This is a genomic window from Halomonas rhizosphaerae (assembly GCF_030012485.1).
Lineage (GTDB): Bacteria > Pseudomonadota > Gammaproteobacteria > Pseudomonadales > Halomonadaceae > Halomonas > Halomonas rhizosphaerae.
In genome coordinates this window covers 21,469-38,115 of the sequence record NZ_JASCQQ010000017.1, presented here as the reverse complement: position 1 = coordinate 38,115, position 16,647 = coordinate 21,469, and the positions used below count along the sequence as shown (strand labels likewise).

Annotated in this window: 15 protein-coding genes; 14 read left to right on the top strand and 1 reads right to left on the bottom strand. The window is 66.6% G+C overall.

Features of this window, described 5'->3' with window-relative positions; genetic code table 11:
- Positions 1 to 47 precede the first annotated feature (47 nt).
- On the bottom strand, positions 48 to 1,040 hold the full coding sequence (locus QLQ86_RS08515) for a DUF1853 family protein (RefSeq protein ID WP_282816579.1): 993 nt from the start codon (positions 1,038 to 1,040) through the stop codon (positions 48 to 50).
- 92 nt (positions 1,041 to 1,132) lie between these two features.
- Between QLQ86_RS08515 and osmF the strand changes: the two genes are divergently transcribed.
- The 14 genes from osmF (at position 1,133) to QLQ86_RS08445 (ending at position 16,626) form a co-directional block, all read left to right on the top strand.
- Entirely contained in the window at positions 1,133 to 2,059 is a 927-nt protein-coding gene (gene osmF, locus QLQ86_RS08510; protein WP_282816636.1) for a glycine betaine ABC transporter substrate-binding protein OsmF, read from the top strand.
- 7 nt (positions 2,060 to 2,066) lie between these two features.
- Positions 2,067 to 3,227: an ABC transporter permease gene (locus tag QLQ86_RS08505; protein ID WP_282816578.1), complete on the top strand. Its 1,161-nt coding sequence runs from the start codon at positions 2,067 to 2,069 to the stop codon at positions 3,225 to 3,227.
- Positions 3,224 to 4,168, top strand: a complete 945-nt coding sequence (locus QLQ86_RS08500; RefSeq protein ID WP_282816577.1) for an ABC transporter ATP-binding protein — start codon at positions 3,224 to 3,226, stop codon at positions 4,166 to 4,168. Before QLQ86_RS08505 ends, QLQ86_RS08500 begins: the two co-directional genes overlap by 4 nt.
- Positions 4,161 to 4,889: an ABC transporter permease gene (locus QLQ86_RS08495; RefSeq protein WP_282816576.1), complete on the top strand. Its 729-nt coding sequence runs from the start codon at positions 4,161 to 4,163 to the stop codon at positions 4,887 to 4,889. Before QLQ86_RS08500 ends, QLQ86_RS08495 begins: the two co-directional genes overlap by 8 nt.
- A gap of 164 nt (positions 4,890 to 5,053) precedes the next feature.
- Positions 5,054 to 6,268 carry a thiamine pyrophosphate-dependent dehydrogenase E1 component subunit alpha gene (locus QLQ86_RS08490; RefSeq protein ID WP_282735859.1) on the top strand — a complete coding sequence of 405 codons (1,215 nt, stop codon included), beginning with the start codon at positions 5,054 to 5,056 and terminating at the stop codon, positions 6,266 to 6,268.
- A gap of 1 nt (position 6,269) precedes the next feature.
- Positions 6,270 to 7,247 carry an alpha-ketoacid dehydrogenase subunit beta gene (locus QLQ86_RS08485; protein WP_282735860.1) on the top strand — a complete coding sequence of 326 codons (978 nt, stop codon included), beginning with the start codon at positions 6,270 to 6,272 and terminating at the stop codon, positions 7,245 to 7,247.
- Positions 7,248 to 7,276: 29 nt separating this feature from the next.
- The gene (locus QLQ86_RS08480) at positions 7,277 to 8,893 is read left to right on the top strand and encodes a dihydrolipoyllysine-residue acetyltransferase (protein WP_282816575.1); all 1,617 of its coding nucleotides are present in this window, start codon (positions 7,277 to 7,279) and stop codon (positions 8,891 to 8,893) included.
- 161 nt (positions 8,894 to 9,054) lie between these two features.
- Positions 9,055 to 10,884 (top strand): protein kinase domain-containing protein, encoded by a 1,830-nt coding sequence (locus QLQ86_RS08475; protein WP_282816574.1) that lies wholly within the window; start codon positions 9,055 to 9,057, stop codon positions 10,882 to 10,884.
- Positions 10,885 to 10,916: 32 nt separating this feature from the next.
- On the top strand, positions 10,917 to 11,906 hold the full coding sequence (locus QLQ86_RS08470) for a LysR family transcriptional regulator (protein ID WP_282816573.1): 990 nt from the start codon (positions 10,917 to 10,919) through the stop codon (positions 11,904 to 11,906).
- Between the two features lie 94 nt (positions 11,907 to 12,000).
- Positions 12,001 to 12,804 carry a putative hydro-lyase gene (locus QLQ86_RS08465; protein WP_282816572.1) on the top strand — a complete coding sequence of 268 codons (804 nt, stop codon included), beginning with the start codon at positions 12,001 to 12,003 and terminating at the stop codon, positions 12,802 to 12,804.
- Positions 12,805 to 12,839: 35 nt separating this feature from the next.
- Entirely contained in the window at positions 12,840 to 13,904 is a 1,065-nt protein-coding gene (locus tag QLQ86_RS08460; RefSeq protein ID WP_282816571.1) for a TRAP transporter substrate-binding protein, read from the top strand.
- A gap of 63 nt (positions 13,905 to 13,967) precedes the next feature.
- Positions 13,968 to 14,564: a TRAP transporter small permease subunit gene (locus QLQ86_RS08455; RefSeq protein WP_282816570.1), complete on the top strand. Its 597-nt coding sequence runs from the start codon at positions 13,968 to 13,970 to the stop codon at positions 14,562 to 14,564.
- Entirely contained in the window at positions 14,561 to 15,844 is a 1,284-nt protein-coding gene (locus QLQ86_RS08450) for a TRAP transporter large permease (RefSeq protein WP_282816569.1), read from the top strand. The genes QLQ86_RS08455 and QLQ86_RS08450 overlap by 4 nt, the downstream gene beginning before the upstream one ends.
- Positions 15,845 to 15,948: 104 nt before the next feature.
- Positions 15,949 to 16,626, top strand: a complete 678-nt coding sequence (locus QLQ86_RS08445; protein ID WP_282816568.1) for a DUF2848 domain-containing protein — start codon at positions 15,949 to 15,951, stop codon at positions 16,624 to 16,626.
- Positions 16,627 to 16,647: the final 21 nt, after the last annotated feature.

Below are 16,647 nucleotides of genomic sequence, written 5' to 3'. Positions count from 1 at the left end.
CGGGCGTTTTACGCTCACGACGGCATGCGCCTGGAGCAGCCTGTCGCTCATGTCGGCGAGACGCTCGTATAGGGCGGCAAGGGAATCTGCCGGGGCCAGTCATCGTCGACCATGAACACCCGGTGCCAGCCCATGTCGGGGTGCCACAGGGCCACCTGGACGGGGGAGGCCGGCGCGTTGAAGTGCTGGGCCAGCCTGGCCTCCAGGTCCCGGAGCGGCAGCAGTGCCTCGCGACGGGGCAGGGCGAGCCAGTGGGGCTTGTGCAGCCAGGCGCCTCGGGTACCCCGGGGCAGGCCGTCGCGCAGCCGTTGCCAGTCACGGGCGAACAGCCAGCGACCCTGCAGGTGGGCGGGCGTGGCCTCACGTGGGGCCGGCAGGGGGGAATGCCAGGGATAGAAAAGCACCCCCGGGATCGCCAGCCGTGCGGCCAGGGCGGGCGCTGGCCCGTCCAGTCCCGGCGCCGAGTGGGGCGACAGCAGCTGCGTCAGGATCTCGCGGGCCTCGGGGGAGCCGGCGAGCCTGAGTTGATGGCGATGCAGGTGTTCGCGCTTGGCGGCCAGGCTGTCGGCTCCGCCCGGGCCAATCCAGCGAGCCTGGCTGTCCGCCGCTCCCGGCCCCTGGGGCAGGCCCAGGTAGAACTTGATGGCGACTTCCAGGTGCACTGGGCCGGGAGCGTGGCGTCGACAATAGAGCAGGTCCAGCTCGCCCAGGGTGCGCTTGCCCTGGTGGATGCGCAGGTTGTGGGCCAGCAGTCGGGTGCCGGGCGCCTCGTCGAGCAGGAACTGCCAGAGTCGTTCATGATAGAGCCCCATGCGCCCCTTGAGCGCCGGTGCCAGGTGATCCTCCAGCGCGTCGGGTGCCGCTTCCAGGGCATCCAGCCAGGCCGCCAGCAGGCTGTCATCGCCCAGGCCCAGTTCGCCACGCGAGGGGCGCCCCGGCCAGGGCATCGCGATCAGGTCAGGGGCCAGCAGGATCCACGCCAGGTCACGCACCAGCGGATGGTGGCAGTGGTCTAGGAGTCGACTCCCGGGTAGGGTCATGCTGATGTCCTGACGTTGGAAAGGGGGGTCTGACAGGGAAGCTGTACAGGCCTTATACTCAGGATACATTCACAAGGAACCGGGTGAACATGATGATTCGTACGCTGATTTCCAGCCCAGTGTCTCGTTGCGCGGCCCTGGCCGCCGGTACCCTCATCGCCTTCTCGGCCCAGGCGCAGGACCCCGTGGTGGTTTCCTCCAAGATCGATACCGAGGGCTCGGTGCTCGGGCAGCTGATCCTGCAGCGCCTCGAGCAGGGCGGTATCGAGGTCGAGGATCGTCTCCAGCTGGGCGGCACCAGCATCGTGCGCGAGGCGCTGATCGCCGGCGAGATCGACCTCTACCCCGAGTACACCGGCAACGGCGCCTTCTTCTTCGACATGGCCGACAGCCCGGTGTGGAACGACCCCGACAAGGCCTTCGAGACCGTGCGCGAGAAGGACCGCGAGGCCAACGGGCTGGTCTGGCTGACCCCGGCCGAGGCCAACAATACCTGGGCGATCAGCGTGCGCGGTGAGCTCGCACGCGAGCATGATCTGGCAAGCCTCGAGGACTTGGCGGCCTACCTCGACCACGAGGGGACGTTCAAGCTGGCCGCCAGCGCCGAGTTCGTCGAGTCGCCCCAGGCGCTGCCGGCCTTCCAGGAGGCCTACGGGTTCGAGCTCTCCGAGGAGCAGCTGCTGGTGCTCTCCGGCGGCAATACCGCGGCCACCATGCGTGCCGCGGCCCAGCAGACCAGTGACGTCAATGCGGCCATGACCTACGGGACCGACGGTGGCCTGCAGGCCCTGGACCTGGTGGTCATGGACGACACCCTGGGAGTGCAGCCGGTCTACCAGCCCGCTCCGGTGGTGCGCGAGCAGGTGCTCGAGACCTACCCCGAGATCGAGTCCCTGCTCGAGCCGGTCTTCCAGGCCCTGGACCTCGACACTCTGCAGCGGCTCAATGGCGACGTGGCGGTGAACGGTCGGGATCCTGCGGCGGTCGCTGCCGACTTCCTCGACAGCCTGGACGACTGAGGCCGTCTTGCGCCAGGACACGGCCGGTCCCAACGTCGTCCTGCTGACCCTGTCGCTGGTCGCCCTGGCGGCCTGGCTGGGGCTGGACACGGTCAGCGTGGCCGCCAATCGTATCGTGCCGGGCACCGGCTATCGGGTCGCCGAGGTCATCGGTGTCAGCGGTGCGTTGGTCACCTGTGTTCCCTGGCTGGCGCTGGCAGGGCTCGCCTGGCGACCCACCCCTCGTCGCTTCGCCCTGGGGCTCGCGCTGGTCGTACTGATGTTGTCGGCCCTGCCGGTCTGGCTGTCGCTGTCGGCCGTCACCCTGGCCGACAGCGCCCAGGCCCGGCTGGGCATCGGGGCCGGCATCTGGGTGGCACTCTTCCTGCTGCTGCTGCTCATGATCGAGCTGCGCACTCGCCTCGTCCTGTCGCAGCCTATCGGCTGGGCGTTGCTGCTGCCTCCGGTGTCCAGCATGGGGCTGTGTCTCGCCCTCTGGCTGGAACCCCTGGCGCTGTGGCAGGAGTATCGCAGCCGCAGTGGCCAGTTCCTGGGGGCCGTCGGCGAGCACCTGCTGCTGGTCGGGGTAGCCGTGGGGACGAGCCTGGTGCTTGGCGTGGTCCTGGCGCTGGCCATGCGCCGCTGGCCCGGCGTCCAGAAGGCCGGGTTCGGGGTGCTCAATTTCCTGCAGACGATCCCCAGCATCGCGCTCTTCGGCCTGCTGCTGGCGCCGCTCGCCTGGCTCTCGGCTCACGTCGACTGGCTGGCGGCGCTGGGTGTCAGCGGCATCGGCTGGGCGCCGGCCCTGCTGGCGCTGGTGGGCTACAGCCTGTTGCCCATGGTGCGCAACACCTTTGTCGCCCTGGAGGCCGTCGACCCGGGGGTGATCGATGCCGCCCGCGGCATGGGCATGAGCCGGGGCCAGGTATTCCGTCAGGTGCGCCTGCCGCTGGCGCTGCCGGTGATCCTCGAGGGCATCCGCATCACCACGGTACAGGCCATCGGCCTGACCGCCGTGGCCGCGCTGATCGGGGCCGGCGGCCTGGGGACCTTCATCTTCCAGGGGCTGGGCCAGGCCGCCATGGACCTGGTCCTGCTGGGCGCGCTCCCCATCCTGGTGCTGGCGTTGCTGGTGGATGCCCTGCTCGGCGCCCTGACCGACATCCTGCGCCCGGGAGGGGCCGAATGATCGACCTGATCCATGTCACCAAGCGCTTCGGCGTCGCCACCGCGGTGGACGATATCTCGCTCAGCGTGGCCCAGGGAGAGCTCTGCGTGCTGGTCGGGACCTCCGGCTGCGGCAAGTCGACCACGCTGCGCATGATCAACCGGCTGATCGAGCACAGCGAGGGTGAGATTCACATCGATGGCCAGCAGATTCGCCGTTTCCGCCAGGAGACCCTGCGTCGGCGGATGGGCTATGCGATCCAGAGCACGGGGCTCTTTCCCCACTGGACGGTAGCCCGCAATATCGGGCTGGTCCCGCGGCTGCTCAAGTGGCCGGCCGCGAGGATCCAGGCGCGGGTCGAGGAACTGATGGCGTTGCTCGGGCTCTCCATGGAGGAGTTTGCCCACAAGTATCCCCACCAGCTCTCCGGCGGCCAGGCGCAGCGAGTGGGGGTGGCCAGAGCGCTGGCCGCCGACCCGGACATCCTGCTGATGGACGAGCCCTTCGGCGCCCTGGACCCGATCACCCGGGAGAGCCTGCAGGACGAGTTGCGCGAGCTGCAGGCCCGGCTTCACAAGACCATCGTCTTCGTTACCCACGACATGGACGAGGCGCTGCGGCTGGCGGATCATCTGGTGGTGATGCATCAGGGGCGGATCGTGCAGCAGGGGCGGCCCCTCGAGCTGCTTCGCGAGCCGGCGGACGGCTTCGTCGAGTCGCTGTTCGGAGGCGAGGATCGTGGCCTGAAGGAGGCGGCACTGCTGCCGGTCAGCCAGCGGATGCAGCCGCTGGGCCATGACCTCCCGGCTCGCGAGCGGATCGGCCAGCAGGCCAGCCTGCGTGAAGCGCTCTCGGTGATGCTGTGGCGTCATGCCGAGCGGCTCACCGTGGTGGACGACGACGGCCAGCCGGTGGGCGAGCTCTCCCTGCGCCGCCTGGTGGGAGCACGGCGCGATGACTGAGCTTCGCCGCTGGGTCGTGCCGCTTTGCTGGTTGGCGCTGCTGCTGGCGGCAACGCTTGGCATGGAACAGCTGGAGGGGCTGTTTCGCTGGATCGAGGCCGACAGCCGCCAGGTGATCTATGAGCGTGCCGACTTCCTGACCCTGCTGGGTCGCCACCTGCTGGTGGTCAGCGTGGCCGCCGTGCTGGCCATCCTGGTGGGCGTGGGTGCTGCCATCGCCGCGACCCGCGGCTGGGGACGGGACTTCCTGCCCCTGGTCAGCCAGCTGGCCTCGATCGGCCAGACCTTTCCGCCGGTGGCAGTGCTGGCACTGGCGGTGCCGGTGCTGGGTTTCGGCACCCTGCCGATCATCGTGGCGCTTTTTCTCTATGGCCTGCTGCCGATCGTGCGCAACACCCTGGCCGGCCTCGAGGGCATCGATCCAGGAGTGATGGAGGCAGCGCGTGGCATGGGCATGAGCGGCGGCCAGATCCTGCGCCAGGTGGAACTGCCGCTGGCCGCGCCGGTGATCCTTGCCGGGATCCGCACCTCGGTCACCATCAACATCGCCACGGCGGCCATCGGCGCCACCGTGGGGGCGAGCAACCTGGGCGATCCGATCATCTCGGGCATCGTCAACGGCAACACCGCCTATGTGGTCCAGGGGGCGCTGCTGATCGGCCTGCTGGCGATCAGTGTGGACAGCCTGTTCAGTCGACTGCCGCTGGCCGGTTCCCGCTGATCGGTCGGCACAGGCAGGCGCCCATTTCGACTTTCGGGTCTACCCAAGCTCGCCAGTTTACGTTAACGTCAATCCTGTTGCGTTGACCGGCCCCGGGGCGACCCCCTGGCGGATCGGAACATTAAAGACAACACTGCCCCCAAAAGGGGCACAGGATCACGACGATGACAACAACACCGGATATCCACGAGCCGACCTTCCTGGCCGGTGACGAGTTCAGCATTCCCACCTTCCGGCTGCTCAAGCAGGACGGCACCCTCCACGAGGGCGCCAGGGCACCCGGCCTGGAACACGACAAGGCCCTGGCCATCTACCACGCCATGGTGGCCACCCGCGTGCTCGACGAGCGAATGCTCGCCGCCCAGCGACAGGGCCGGCTCTCCTTCTACATGCAGTGCACCGGCGAGGAAGCCGCGGTGATCGGCGCCACGGCGGCGCTCGACGATGCCGACATGATCATGGCGCAGTATCGTGAGCAGGGCGCCCTGGTCTATCGCGGCTTCACCTTCGACGAGTTCATGAACCAGCTGTTCGGCAACGAGCTGGACTACGGCAAGGGCCGCCAGATGCCGATCCACTACGGGTCGCGCAAGCTCCACTACATGACTATCTCGTCGCCGCTGGCCACCCAGATTCCCCAGGCCACCGGTTATGCCTATGGCCAGAAACTCGCCGGCGATGGCCAGTGCACTACGGTCTTCTTCGGCGAGGGTGCCGCCTCCGAGGGCGACTTCCATGCCGCCCTGAACATGGCGGCGGTGCACGAGGTACCGGTGATCTTCTTCTGCCGCAACAACGGCTATGCGATCTCCACCCCGTCCATCGAGCAGTTCGCCGCCGATGGCGTGGCACCCCGGGCCTTCGGCTATCGCATGCACGTGATCCGCGTGGATGGCAACGACATCCTCGCGGTCTACTCCGCCACCCGGGAGGCACGCCGGATCGCCGTGGAGCACAACCAGCCGGTGCTCATCGAGGCCATGAGCTATCGCCTGGCCGCCCACTCCTCCTCGGATGACCCCTCAGGCTACCGCTCGAAGAAGGAGGAGGAGGCCTGGCGCGAGAAGGATCCGATCCTGCGCATGCAGCGCTGGCTGATCGACCTGGACTGGTGGAGCGAGGAGGAAGAGAAGGCCCTTCAGGAGAGCCTGCGCCGCGAGGTGCTGGAGACCATGAAGCGTGCCGAGAAGCGCCCGCCACCGCCCCTGGACAGTCTGGTGACCGATGTCTATGCGGATGTCACCCCGGAGCTGCAGCGTCAGCTCGACGCCTTGAAGACCCATATCCGCCAGTATCCGGAGGCCTACCCGAAGGGAGCGCGCTCCCTGGACCCGGACGTGCGCGCCGGTGACGACGTCGCTGCCAAGGGAGGGGAGTGAGATGCCGACCATGAACATGCTGCAGGCCATCAACAACGCCCTGGACATCGCCATGGGCGAGGATGACAAGGTGCTCTGCTTCGGCGAGGACGTGGGCAGCTTCGGCGGCGTCTTCCGTGCCACCAGCCACCTGCAGGAAAAGTACGGCCGCGCGCGGTGCTTCAATACGCCGCTGGTGGAGCAGGGCATCATCGGCTTTGCCAACGGCCTGGCCGCCCAGGGCTCGGTGCCGGTCGCGGAGATCCAGTTCGCCGACTACATCTTTCCGGCCTTCGACCAGATCGTCAACGAGACGGCCAAGTTCCGCTACCGCTCGGGCGATCTCTTCAACGTCGGCGGTTTGACCATCCGTGCCCCCTACGGCGGCGGCATCGCCGGCGGCCACTACCATTCCCAGTCGCCCGAGGCCTACTTCGCGCATACGCCCGGTCTCAAGATCGTGGTGCCCCGCGACCCCTATCAGGCCAAGGGGCTCTTGCTGGCCTCCATTCGTGATCCCGACCCGGTGATCTTCTTCGAGCCCAAGCGCCTCTATCGTGCCGCGGTCGGCGAGGTGCCGGAGGAGGACTACCAGCTGCCCATCGGCGAGGCCGAGGTGACCAAGGAGGGCACCGATGTGACCCTGGTGGGGTGGGGCGCCCAGATGGAGGTGATCGACCGTGCCGTGGAACTGGCCGAGAAGGACGGCATCTCCTGCGAGGTGATCGACCTGCGCACCCTGTTGCCCTGGGACCAGGACAGCGTGGCCGAGTCGGTGTTCAAGACCGGCCGGCTGGTGGTTACCCACGAGGCGCCGCGCACCGGGGGCTTCGCCGGCGAGATCGCCGCGGCCATCCAGGAGCGCTGCTTCCTGTACCTGGAATCGCCCATTGCCCGGGTGACCGGCCTGGATACGCCCTTCCCGCTGACGCTGGAGAAGGAGTACCTGCCGGATCACCTGAAGATCGTCGAGGCCATCCGCGCCAGTGTGAATTTCTGACGACCCGGGTTCAGGACAGGAGAGACAAGATGACAGAGTTCAAGCTGCCCGATATCGGCGAAGGTATCGTGGAGTGTGAGGTAGTCGAGTGGCGCATCAAGGAAGGTGACGTCATCGAGGAGGACCAGCCGGTGGTCGAGGTGATGACCGACAAGGCGCTGGTCGAGATCACCGCGCCGGAGGCGGGGCGGGTCACCCGGCTTCACGTACCCAAGGGCGAGATCGCCAGGGTCCATGCGCCGCTCTTTGCCTACGAGGCCGAAGGCGAGGCACACGCACCGGCAACGCCGGACAAGCAGGAGGAGTCCCCCGCGGTCGAGCAGCCCGAGACGCAGAAGGCCCCCCAGGCAGCGCCCCGTGGCGCCACGTCCAGGGATTTCATCCTGCCGGACCTTGGCGAGGGGATCGTCGAGTGCGAGGTGGTGGAGTGGCGCATCGCCGAGGGGGAGACCATCGAGGAGGACCAGCCGGTCGTGGATGTGATGACCGACAAGGCCATGATGGAGATCACTGCCCCCGAGGCAGGGACGGTCACCCGGCTGCATGTTCCCAAGGGCGAGATTGCCCGCGTCCATGCCCCGCTGTTTGCCTACGCCCCGGAGCACGCCGAGGACATGGACGAGACCGCCTCGACGGCACCGGCGCCCGCCGAATCTGCCCCGCGCCCGGCTCCTCGTCCGGACATGGCCGCCAGTTCGTCGGCTGCGGCTCCGCAGGCCACTGGACTTGGGCCCCACGGGCGAATTCCGGCGAGCCCCGCGGTGCGGCGCCTGCTGCGTGAGCATGGGGTGCGCCTCGAGCAGGTGCCGGGATCCGGCAAGCAGGGGCGGGTGCTGAAAGAAGATGTCCAGGCCTTCCTGGAGCGCGGCGACACGGCCGCCGCGGAGCCGGCGCCCGCCCGAGAGGCGGTGCCGTCGGCCCGGCCATCGACGGGCGAGGCGGAGGTTCGCGTCGAGCCCTTGCGCGGCGTTCGGGCCGCCATGGCCCGCCAGATGGTGGCCTCGGCCTCGACGATCCCGCACTTCCAGTACGGCGAGGAGCTCGATGTCACCGATCTGCTGGCGCTGCGCGAACGCCTCAAGCCCGAGGCTCAGGCCCTTGATGCGCGCCTGACGCTGATGCCCTTCTTCATGAAGGCCATGGCGCTGGCGATTCGTGACTTCCCGATCCTCAACAGCCGCCTCAACGAGGCGGGCGACGAGATCCACTACCTGCCGTCCTGCAACATCGGCATGGCCGTGGACGGCAAGGCGGGGCTGATGGTGCCCAACGTCAAGGGGGTGGAGCGACTGACCCTGCTGGAGATCGCCGGCGAGATCCAGCGGCTGACCGCCGGGGCCCGCGAGGGCAGGGTAGCATCATCCGACCTGAAGGGGGGCACCATCAGCATCTCCAACATCGGGGCACTGGGCGGGACCTATGCGGCGCCGATCATCAATGCCCCGGAGGTGGCCATCGTCGCCATCGGCAAGACCCAGTGGCTGCCGCGCTTCGACGAGCAGGACAGGGTGGTCAAGCGGGCGATCATGACCATCACCTGGGCGGGGGATCATCGCCTGATCGATGGTGGCACCATCGCCCGCTTCTGCAACGCCTGGAAGGGGTATCTCGAAGCGCCGGAGAGCATGCTCCTTCACTTGGGATGAGAAACCCTGATTCATTGCTGCGCTCGATATCCTGGCCGCCGGCGGTGCTCGCAATCCTCATTGAGCAGCCAGTCAACTCCGGTTGCTTCGCTCCGGCGGCGGCCAGCCTCTCATCGCTCGCGACATGAATCAGCGCTTCTCCAACATTCTAGGGTAATGCGATGACCCAGGCGTCCCTGCAGCAGTTCTATATTCCGGAAGAGCAGTCGATCTATCTGCTCAGCCATGACGACGCCCGCAAGCTCAAGGCGTGGGTGGCGTTGTGTCAGGCCCAACTGGAACAGCTGGGTTACCGGAACATCGAGCTGATCGGCAAGGGCGCCTATGGCTTCGTCTTCGCGGGACTCACCGGGCTTGGTGAGCAGTACGTCTTCAAGTTCACCCGCGTCAACCTGCCCCAGCACCTCCAGGATCGCCTCGAGGAAGAGGCCTTCATGCTGGAGCAGGTCGATCACCCACGGGTGCCCAAGCTGATTGTCTTCCAGCGGGTGCGCAGCCAGTCGATCCTGGTGATGCAGCGCGCCCCGGGCTTCAACATGGAGGAGGTCTCGCTGCATGAGGGACGCCTGTCGCCGCGCCTGGTGGTGCGCATCGCCGACCAACTGGCCGATATCCTGCGCACCCTTCGCCGCGAGAGCGGACCGGCCGGCAGGCCGGTGGTGCATGGCGATATCAAGCCCTCCAACCTGGTCTTCGATGATGCCCAGGAGACCATCGCCCTGATCGACTGGGGCTCCTCGGTCTTCGCCCAGCTCGACGCCAGCCTGCAGTTCGTGGCGACCAACGTCATGGAGCTGATGTCGGACAACCTGCAGCAGACCAACGCGCGACTGGGGGATGTCTACTTCATCGGCGAGGAGCAGCTCAACGGGGCGCTGTCGTCGCCTCGCTTCGACGAGCAGGGGGCGGCGGCCACCCTCTATGCCCTGGCCTCGGCCCAGTCCTGTCGCTTCGGCCACCGGGCCATTCCCGCCACCTCCCTGGGATTGCCCATGGAGTTCGCGCGCATGCTCGATGGCATGCTCGATCCTGACCCACGCACCCGCATGCGCGCCGGCGACCACTTCATCCGCGAGATGCCCCGGCTCGCCCGGCTGGTGATGCTTGACCTCCCCACGCCCCAGGAGCCCCCCCTGGTGCCGGTCTGGAGTCGCCCGGCCGGTCGCGAGATCGATACCGTGGTCTACAGCTCGCGCAAGTCCTTCCTGCGCGAGGAGGGCGGTCGCGAGACCCTCAACGACGTCAACGACGTCCAGCTCGATCGCTACTACAAGAACTTCATGCAGAACATGGGGGAGACCGAGAAGGCCTTCCTGGCGGCGGTGAGCCGGCTGGGCAAGTACCCGGTGGTGGGCGGGCTGGCCGTGCGCTGGGAGGCCGAAGGGGTCTATATCGACACCTCGCTCAACCTGCACGCCCCGGAGCGACGCGCGGCCTTCATCGCCGCGGTCAACAACATGGTCACCCTGGCCCGGGCGATCCACCGTCGCGGCATCTTCAAGAGCTGCCTGTTCAATGCCCGCGATACCCTGCACCTGGACCGGGAGAGCGTGGACCAGCCCTTCGAGATCCTGCCCGGGATGCGGCTGCACTATGAGGTCAGCGCGGTGCCTGAGCTGGAGGACCGCTCACGCCTGCACAGCTACTTCGAGGATGGCCCGGACCCGGAGGAATTTCTTGTCCTGCCCGAGGCGATCATCGCCTCGCTGGAGGCGCTCAACGAGATTCACCACACCGGCATGATCATCTTCGAGGCGCTGCCCCAGCACCTGAAGATCCATAGCCACTATCGGCTGCTCGACCCCTCCCGGGAGGAGGAGTTCCGGGGCCGCCTGGATGACATCCTCGAGGCAGTGGGGCTGATCGAGGGACTCGGGGTGTCGGGCTTCATGAAGATGCCCTACAAGGACACGCGCTTCTTCGCTCATATCGAGCGCCAGCCGGAACGCTTCTATCCCCGCGATCCCCGTGCGGCGCTCCAGAACGGCTAGCGTCGGCGTCAGGCCGGGCGCCCGGGCCTGTCGTGCCGGGGCTCGATGCGATAGCCTGTTTCAACCGCCCGTCCCGATGGCCGCGTGCCGATGGTATCGCCATGAACATTCGTACCTTGGAGACCTTCGTCTGGATCGCCAGGCTGGGAAGCTTCAGAGCGGCAGCCCAGCGCCTGTATGCCTCTCAGCCGTCGGTCTCGGCTCGGATTTCCGGCCTGGAGGACCAGTTGGGCGTCGAACTCTTCGCCCGGGTCGGCAGGAAGGTCACCCTGACCGCCAAGGGCAGGGAACTGCTGACCTATGCGGAGAAGATTCTCTCCCTGCACGGCGAGATGTTGCAGGTGGTGGCCAAGCCGGCGTCCATCCATGGGACGATCCGTCTCGGCGTCTCGGAGACCATCGCCCATACCTGGCTGCCGCGGCTGATCGAGCGGGTCAGTGAGGCGTATCCGGCCATCAATCTCGAGCTCGATGTCGACATCTCCGTCAACCTGGCGGACAAGCTGGTCAACCATGACATCGATATCGCCTTCCTGATGGGCAAGGTCAACCATCCCGGGGTCATCTGCCGGGACCTCTGCCGATACCCGCTGGTGTGGGTGGCCAGTCCGACGCTCGGTATTCCGCACACCATGTCGCTTGCCGACCTGGCCCGGTGGCCGATCATCACCTACCCGAGGCGCAGCGAGCCCTACACCCACATCCGCTCGCTCGTCGATCCGATGAATCACTCGACCCGGATTCACTCCAGTTCGTCTCTCTCGACCATCATTCGCATGACCGTCGATGGCATCGGGGTCAGTGCATTGCCCCGTGAAATCGTGGCGCAGGCGCTGGCCGCCGGCGTGCTGCGTGAGTTCGAGGTGGATGCAGCGATTCCCGACCTGTCGTTCACCGCTGCCTACGCGACGGGCCCGGGCAGTATCGTGGTGCAGGCCGTGGCCGAGTTGGCGCTCGCGACCGCCGGCAGCCCGGCGGCGCAGGATTCGGCTGTCCTGGACCGCACGCAACGCCTTGATTGATCCAATTTTATGATCAAAAGTGATACTAACTTTCGATTTGTATAAATCAGCGTTTCTGCCTTAACTGTACGGGTACGCACAGAGAGGCAGTGCCATGTCGTCAGCTAACCCACTGGATGCCCTTTCGTCACCGCAGGCCGTCCGCCAGGCAGCCCGGGAAGGGCGCCTGAAGGGACCCACGTCGGGTCTCGCCAATGGCCATGTCCAGGTGAATCTGGTCATCTTGCCGGAGGCCCAGGCCAACGGGTTCCTGCGCTTCTGTCAGGCCAACCCCAAGCCCTGCCCGCTGATCGCGGTCACCGAACCGGGCCAGCGTGGATGCAAGGTCCTGGGCGCGGATCTTGATATCGCACGGGATGTGCCCGCCTATCGCCTCTATCGCCACGGGACCTCGGTCGGCTCGGTCGAGGACGTGGTCGACGAGTGGCGTGATGACCTCGTGACCTTCGCTCTGGGGTGTTCCTTCACCTTCGAGCACGCGCTCCTCCAGGCGGGACTTCGCGTCAGGCACATCGACGAGGATCGCAATGTGCCGATGTTCAACACCTCCATTCCCCTGGCTCCGGCCGGGGGCTTCGACGGCAAGCTGGTGGTGTCCATGCGTCCCTTCCTGGCCGCCGATGCCATCCGTGCCGTCCAGATCACTACCCGTTACCCCCAGGTTCACGGTGCGCCGGTGCACCTGGGAGCCCCGGCCCTCATCGGCATCCCGGACATCCACGCGCCGGACTACGGGGATGCCGTTTCCCTGGGTGAGGGCGAGCTTCCCGTCTTCTGGGCCTGTGGCGTGACGCCGCAACAGGTGCTGCTGGACGCGGGAGTCGAGTTCGCCATCACCCACAGCCCCGGCCACATGCTCGTCACGGATATCCCGGACAGCGGACTGGCCCTTTTCTAGCCAACTTCCCCGGAAACCATCGCGAGGACTCCACCATGTCGACAAGAACAATGCTCGCTTCTGCCGTCGCCGCAGGCATGGCCGTCAGTGGCACCCAGGTGCTGGCGCAGGACATCGACGAGACCAGCATCGCCTATGTGGGCAGCTGGAGCAGCCTGTCCCTGTACCAGAATTTCGAGCGCCCCTTCTGGGGCGACCACATTCCCGAGGCCTCAGGGGGCAAGATCTCCACCGAGGTGACCACCTTCGACCAGATGGGGCTGGGTGGCGGCGAGGTCTATCGCCTGATGGACAGGGATGTCATCGAGGTGACATCGACGGTAGCCGACTACGCCGTCCAGGATGCGCCCGAGCTGGAAGGGCTGGACATGCCCATGATTGCCCCGGACGTGGAGACCGCACGGAAGGTAGCCGAGGCGTATCGACCGGTGCTGGCCGATGCCTTCGCCGAACGCTACGGCGGCGCCCAGCTGCTGGCTGTCGTCCCGTATCCCTCGCAGATGGTCTTCTGCAATGCCGAGATCGACGGGCTCGGCGATCTCGCCGGCAAGAAGGTCCGAGCGAGCGGTCGCACCACCGCCGAGTTCCTCGAGGCGCTGGGCGCCGAGGGCATCACGCTCAACTTCAGCGAGGTGCCGGGCGCCCTGCAACGTGGCGTCATCGATTGCGCCGTGACCGGCTCGCTGTCCGGCTACAGCTCCGGCTGGTACGAGGTGTCTACCCACCTGTACCCGCTACCCGTGGGGGGCTGGGACCACGTGGTGACCGCCATGAACGGCAGCAAGTGGGACTCCCTGTCCTCCGGGACCCAGGAGTGGCTGATGGCCGAGATCAAGGAGAACTACGAGGACCCTGTCTGGGAGTCCGCGGTCGAGGAAACCCGTGAAGGCATCGCCTGCCTGACCGGTGAGGGTGAGTGCACGCGTGGCGACCCGGGCGACATGGTGCTGGTGGAGGCCACCGACCAGGACTTCACCGATGCCAGCCGTCACCTGGAAGAGACCCTGCTCCCTAACTGGGCCGAGCGGGTGGACCAGGAGTGGGTGGATCGCTGGAACGAGACCATCGGTGGTGTGACCGGTCTTACCGCTGCCAAGTAACCCGCCTCGACCCATGCCTGGCGACCGGGCGGGGAAACCCGCCCGGTCGCCTTGGAGACTGACATGTTGCAGCAGGTGAATTCTGCGCTCGACCGGGTGCTCGGTGGCGTCCAGGTGGGGTCGCTGTGGATGGCACGAGCAGGGGGCGTATTGATCCTCATGACCGTGGCCCTGGTGACCATCGAGGTGTTCTCGCGCCAGTTGATGGGACGTTCCGCCGTCCATGCTACCGAACTGACCGGCTATGTGATGGCGATCAGTACCAGCTGGGCGTTTGCCTACACCCTGGTACGCAAGGCGCACATCCGCATCGACGCCCTCTACCTCAACTTCCCGAAGCGCATTCGGGGTGCACTCGACCTGCTCGCCCTGCTGGCCATGGCGCTGTTCTGCATCCTGGTGGTAGGGGCCGCCTTCGAGGTCGCCAAGGCGTCCTTCACCGGTGGCGCCCGAGCCAACACGCCGCTGGGAACGCCGGTGTGGATCCCGCAGTTCCTGTGGGTGGTGGGGCTTGCCTGGTTCAGCCTGGCCGTCGGCCTGCTGGCGCTTCGCGTGCTGCTGGCATTGCTGGCAGGGGACATCGAACGCGTACAGGAGCTGGCCGGAAGTCCGACACTCGACGAACAGATCAGCGACGAAAACCACGAGGCTACCTCATGATACTCACCGCATTGCTGGTCCTGCTCGTGCTGCTGGTGCTGAGCATTCCGGTGGCCGCCACCCTGATCGTGCTGGGGCTGTTCCTCGACGAATTCTTCTCGCCCTTTCCATTGGCCCGCGCCATGGGAGATGTCATCTGGTCGGCGTCGGACAGCTTCCTGCTGATCGCGATTCCGCTGTTCATCCTGCTGGGGGAAATTCTGGTGCGCACCGGCATTGCCAAGGGCACCTATCGCGCGCTGGAGAGCTGGCTGTCATGGCTGCCGGGCGGCTTGCTGCACGCCAACATCGGCACCGCGACGCTGTTCTCGGCGACCTCCGGCTCCAGCGTGGCCACCGCGGCCACGATCGGTACCGTGGCGATCCCGCAGGGCAAGGAGATGAACTACGACCCCAGGCTCTTTACCGGCTCGATTGCCGCCGGCGGCACCCTGGGCATCATGATTCCTCCCTCGATCAACCTGATCGTCTACGGCTTCCTGACCGAGACCTCCATTCCCCAGCTCTTCGCCGCCGGCCTGGTGCCGGGGCTGCTGCTGGCGGTGCTGTTCATGGCGGGAACCGCGCTGATCTGCATGTGGCGCCCGAGCCTGGGTGGCCCGAGCAGTTCGCACTCCTGGTCGGAACGCGTTTCCGGCCTCAGGCATCTGCTGCCGGTGCTGATCCTGTTCGGCGTGGTGGTAGGCTCGATCTACGCGGGGTGGGCGACCCCGACCGAAGCGGCATCGCTCGGGGTGATCGGGGCGCTGTTGATCGCCCTGTTCATGCGCAAGCTGTCGCTTTCGATCATCGTCGAGGCGCTGGACGGTACCATGCGCACCACGGGCATGATCATGCTGATCATCATCGCCTCCTATTTCCTCAACTTCGTGCTCGCCTCGACCGGGGTGACCCGGGAACTGACCGCCTTTCTTGAGGCGGCCGGTCTCGGGCCCTATGCGACGCTGATGCTGGTGATTGCGCTCTACATCGTGTTGGGGTTCTTCATCGAGACCCTCTCGCTGATGGTGATCACCATTCCGATCGTGGCGCCCATCGTGATCGGCATGGGGTTTGATCCGGTATGGTTCGGCATCCTGCTGATCCTGCTGATCGAGATGGCGCTGATCACCCCGCCCGTCGGCCTCAATCTCTATGTGGTGCAGGGCGTGCGCCAGGGCGGCTCGTTCAATGACGTGATGGTAGGGGCGATGCCCTATGTCGGTTTCATGTTCCTGATGGCCATCCTGCTGATCCTCTTCCCGTCACTTGCCATGTTCCTGCCCGGCGTGCTGGGCTGAGCGATTCGCCACGTGCGTTCACTTCATGCCGGGATGCACCGTCACGACAGCCCTTGAGGTGCTGCCCGGTTCCTCTCCATAAACAGTGTGCAAGGAGCCCGAGGATGACGACGTTTCACATCATGGACAGCAGCGAGACCGTCGAGGTCGAGATCGAGGAGCTGATCATTGCGGGGTGGGCCGGCCGCGAGCAGGCGGCCATCGAGGAGCATGTCGAGGAGCTCAAGGCGCTCGGCGTCACGCCGCCCTCGAGCACGCCGCTGTTCTACCGGGTGGCGGCCGACCTGCTGACTCTCTCTGACACCATCCAGGTGCTGGGGACGGCCTCCAGTGGCGAGGTCGAGGTGGTACTGATCGGCACGCCGCAGGGTACCCTGGTGGGCATCGGCTCGGACCACACCGACCGCGAGGCAGAAGCCTGGTCGGTCGCGCACTCCAAGCAGGTGTGCGCTAAACCGGTCGGCCGGCAGGTGTGGCCGCTGGACAGCGTGATCGATCACTGGGATGAGCTGCAGATGGCGTCCTACGCTACCTTCGACGGCAATGAGGTGCTCTATCAGCAGGGCGGGGTAACCGGCCTCCTGCATCCCGCCGACCTGCTGCGCCGCTTCGGCCTCGACCGGACAGGCCTGGCGCCCGGCCAGGCCATGCTCTGTGGCACCCTGCCGGTGATCGGCGGCGTGCGGCCCGCAGAGGCCTTCCGCATGGTGTTGACCGACCCCGTCACCGGGGGTGAACTCGAGCATCGCTACGCGATGACTACGCTGCCGGTGGTGGCATGATGCCCCCCGCCGCCGTTCCGC

Bases quoted from the DNA above. Each gene is read 5' to 3' on its own strand.
- QLQ86_RS08490 (WP_282735859.1), top strand. From the start codon at position 5,054: ATGACAACAACACCGGATATCCACGAGCCGACCTTCCTGGCCGGTGAC.
- QLQ86_RS08500 (WP_282816577.1), top strand. From the start codon at position 3,224: ATGATCGACCTGATCCATGTCACCAAGCGCTTCGGCGTCGCCACCGCG.
- QLQ86_RS08485 (WP_282735860.1), top strand. From the start codon at position 6,270: ATGCCGACCATGAACATGCTGCAGGCCATCAACAACGCCCTGGACATC.
- osmF (WP_282816636.1), top strand. From the start codon at position 1,133: ATGATTCGTACGCTGATTTCCAGCCCAGTGTCTCGTTGCGCGGCCCTG.
- QLQ86_RS08515 (WP_282816579.1), bottom strand. From the start codon at position 1,040: ATGACCCTACCCGGGAGTCGACTCCTAGACCACTGCCACCATCCGCTG.
- QLQ86_RS08460 (WP_282816571.1), top strand. From the start codon at position 12,840: ATGTCGACAAGAACAATGCTCGCTTCTGCCGTCGCCGCAGGCATGGCC.
- QLQ86_RS08445 (WP_282816568.1), top strand. From the start codon at position 15,949: ATGACGACGTTTCACATCATGGACAGCAGCGAGACCGTCGAGGTCGAG.
- QLQ86_RS08495 (WP_282816576.1), top strand. From the start codon at position 4,161: ATGACTGAGCTTCGCCGCTGGGTCGTGCCGCTTTGCTGGTTGGCGCTG.
- QLQ86_RS08480 (WP_282816575.1), top strand. From the start codon at position 7,277: ATGACAGAGTTCAAGCTGCCCGATATCGGCGAAGGTATCGTGGAGTGT.
- QLQ86_RS08465 (WP_282816572.1), top strand. From the start codon at position 12,001: ATGTCGTCAGCTAACCCACTGGATGCCCTTTCGTCACCGCAGGCCGTC.
- QLQ86_RS08455 (WP_282816570.1), top strand. From the start codon at position 13,968: ATGTTGCAGCAGGTGAATTCTGCGCTCGACCGGGTGCTCGGTGGCGTC.
- QLQ86_RS08475 (WP_282816574.1), top strand. From the start codon at position 9,055: ATGACCCAGGCGTCCCTGCAGCAGTTCTATATTCCGGAAGAGCAGTCG.
- QLQ86_RS08450 (WP_282816569.1), top strand. From the start codon at position 14,561: ATGATACTCACCGCATTGCTGGTCCTGCTCGTGCTGCTGGTGCTGAGC.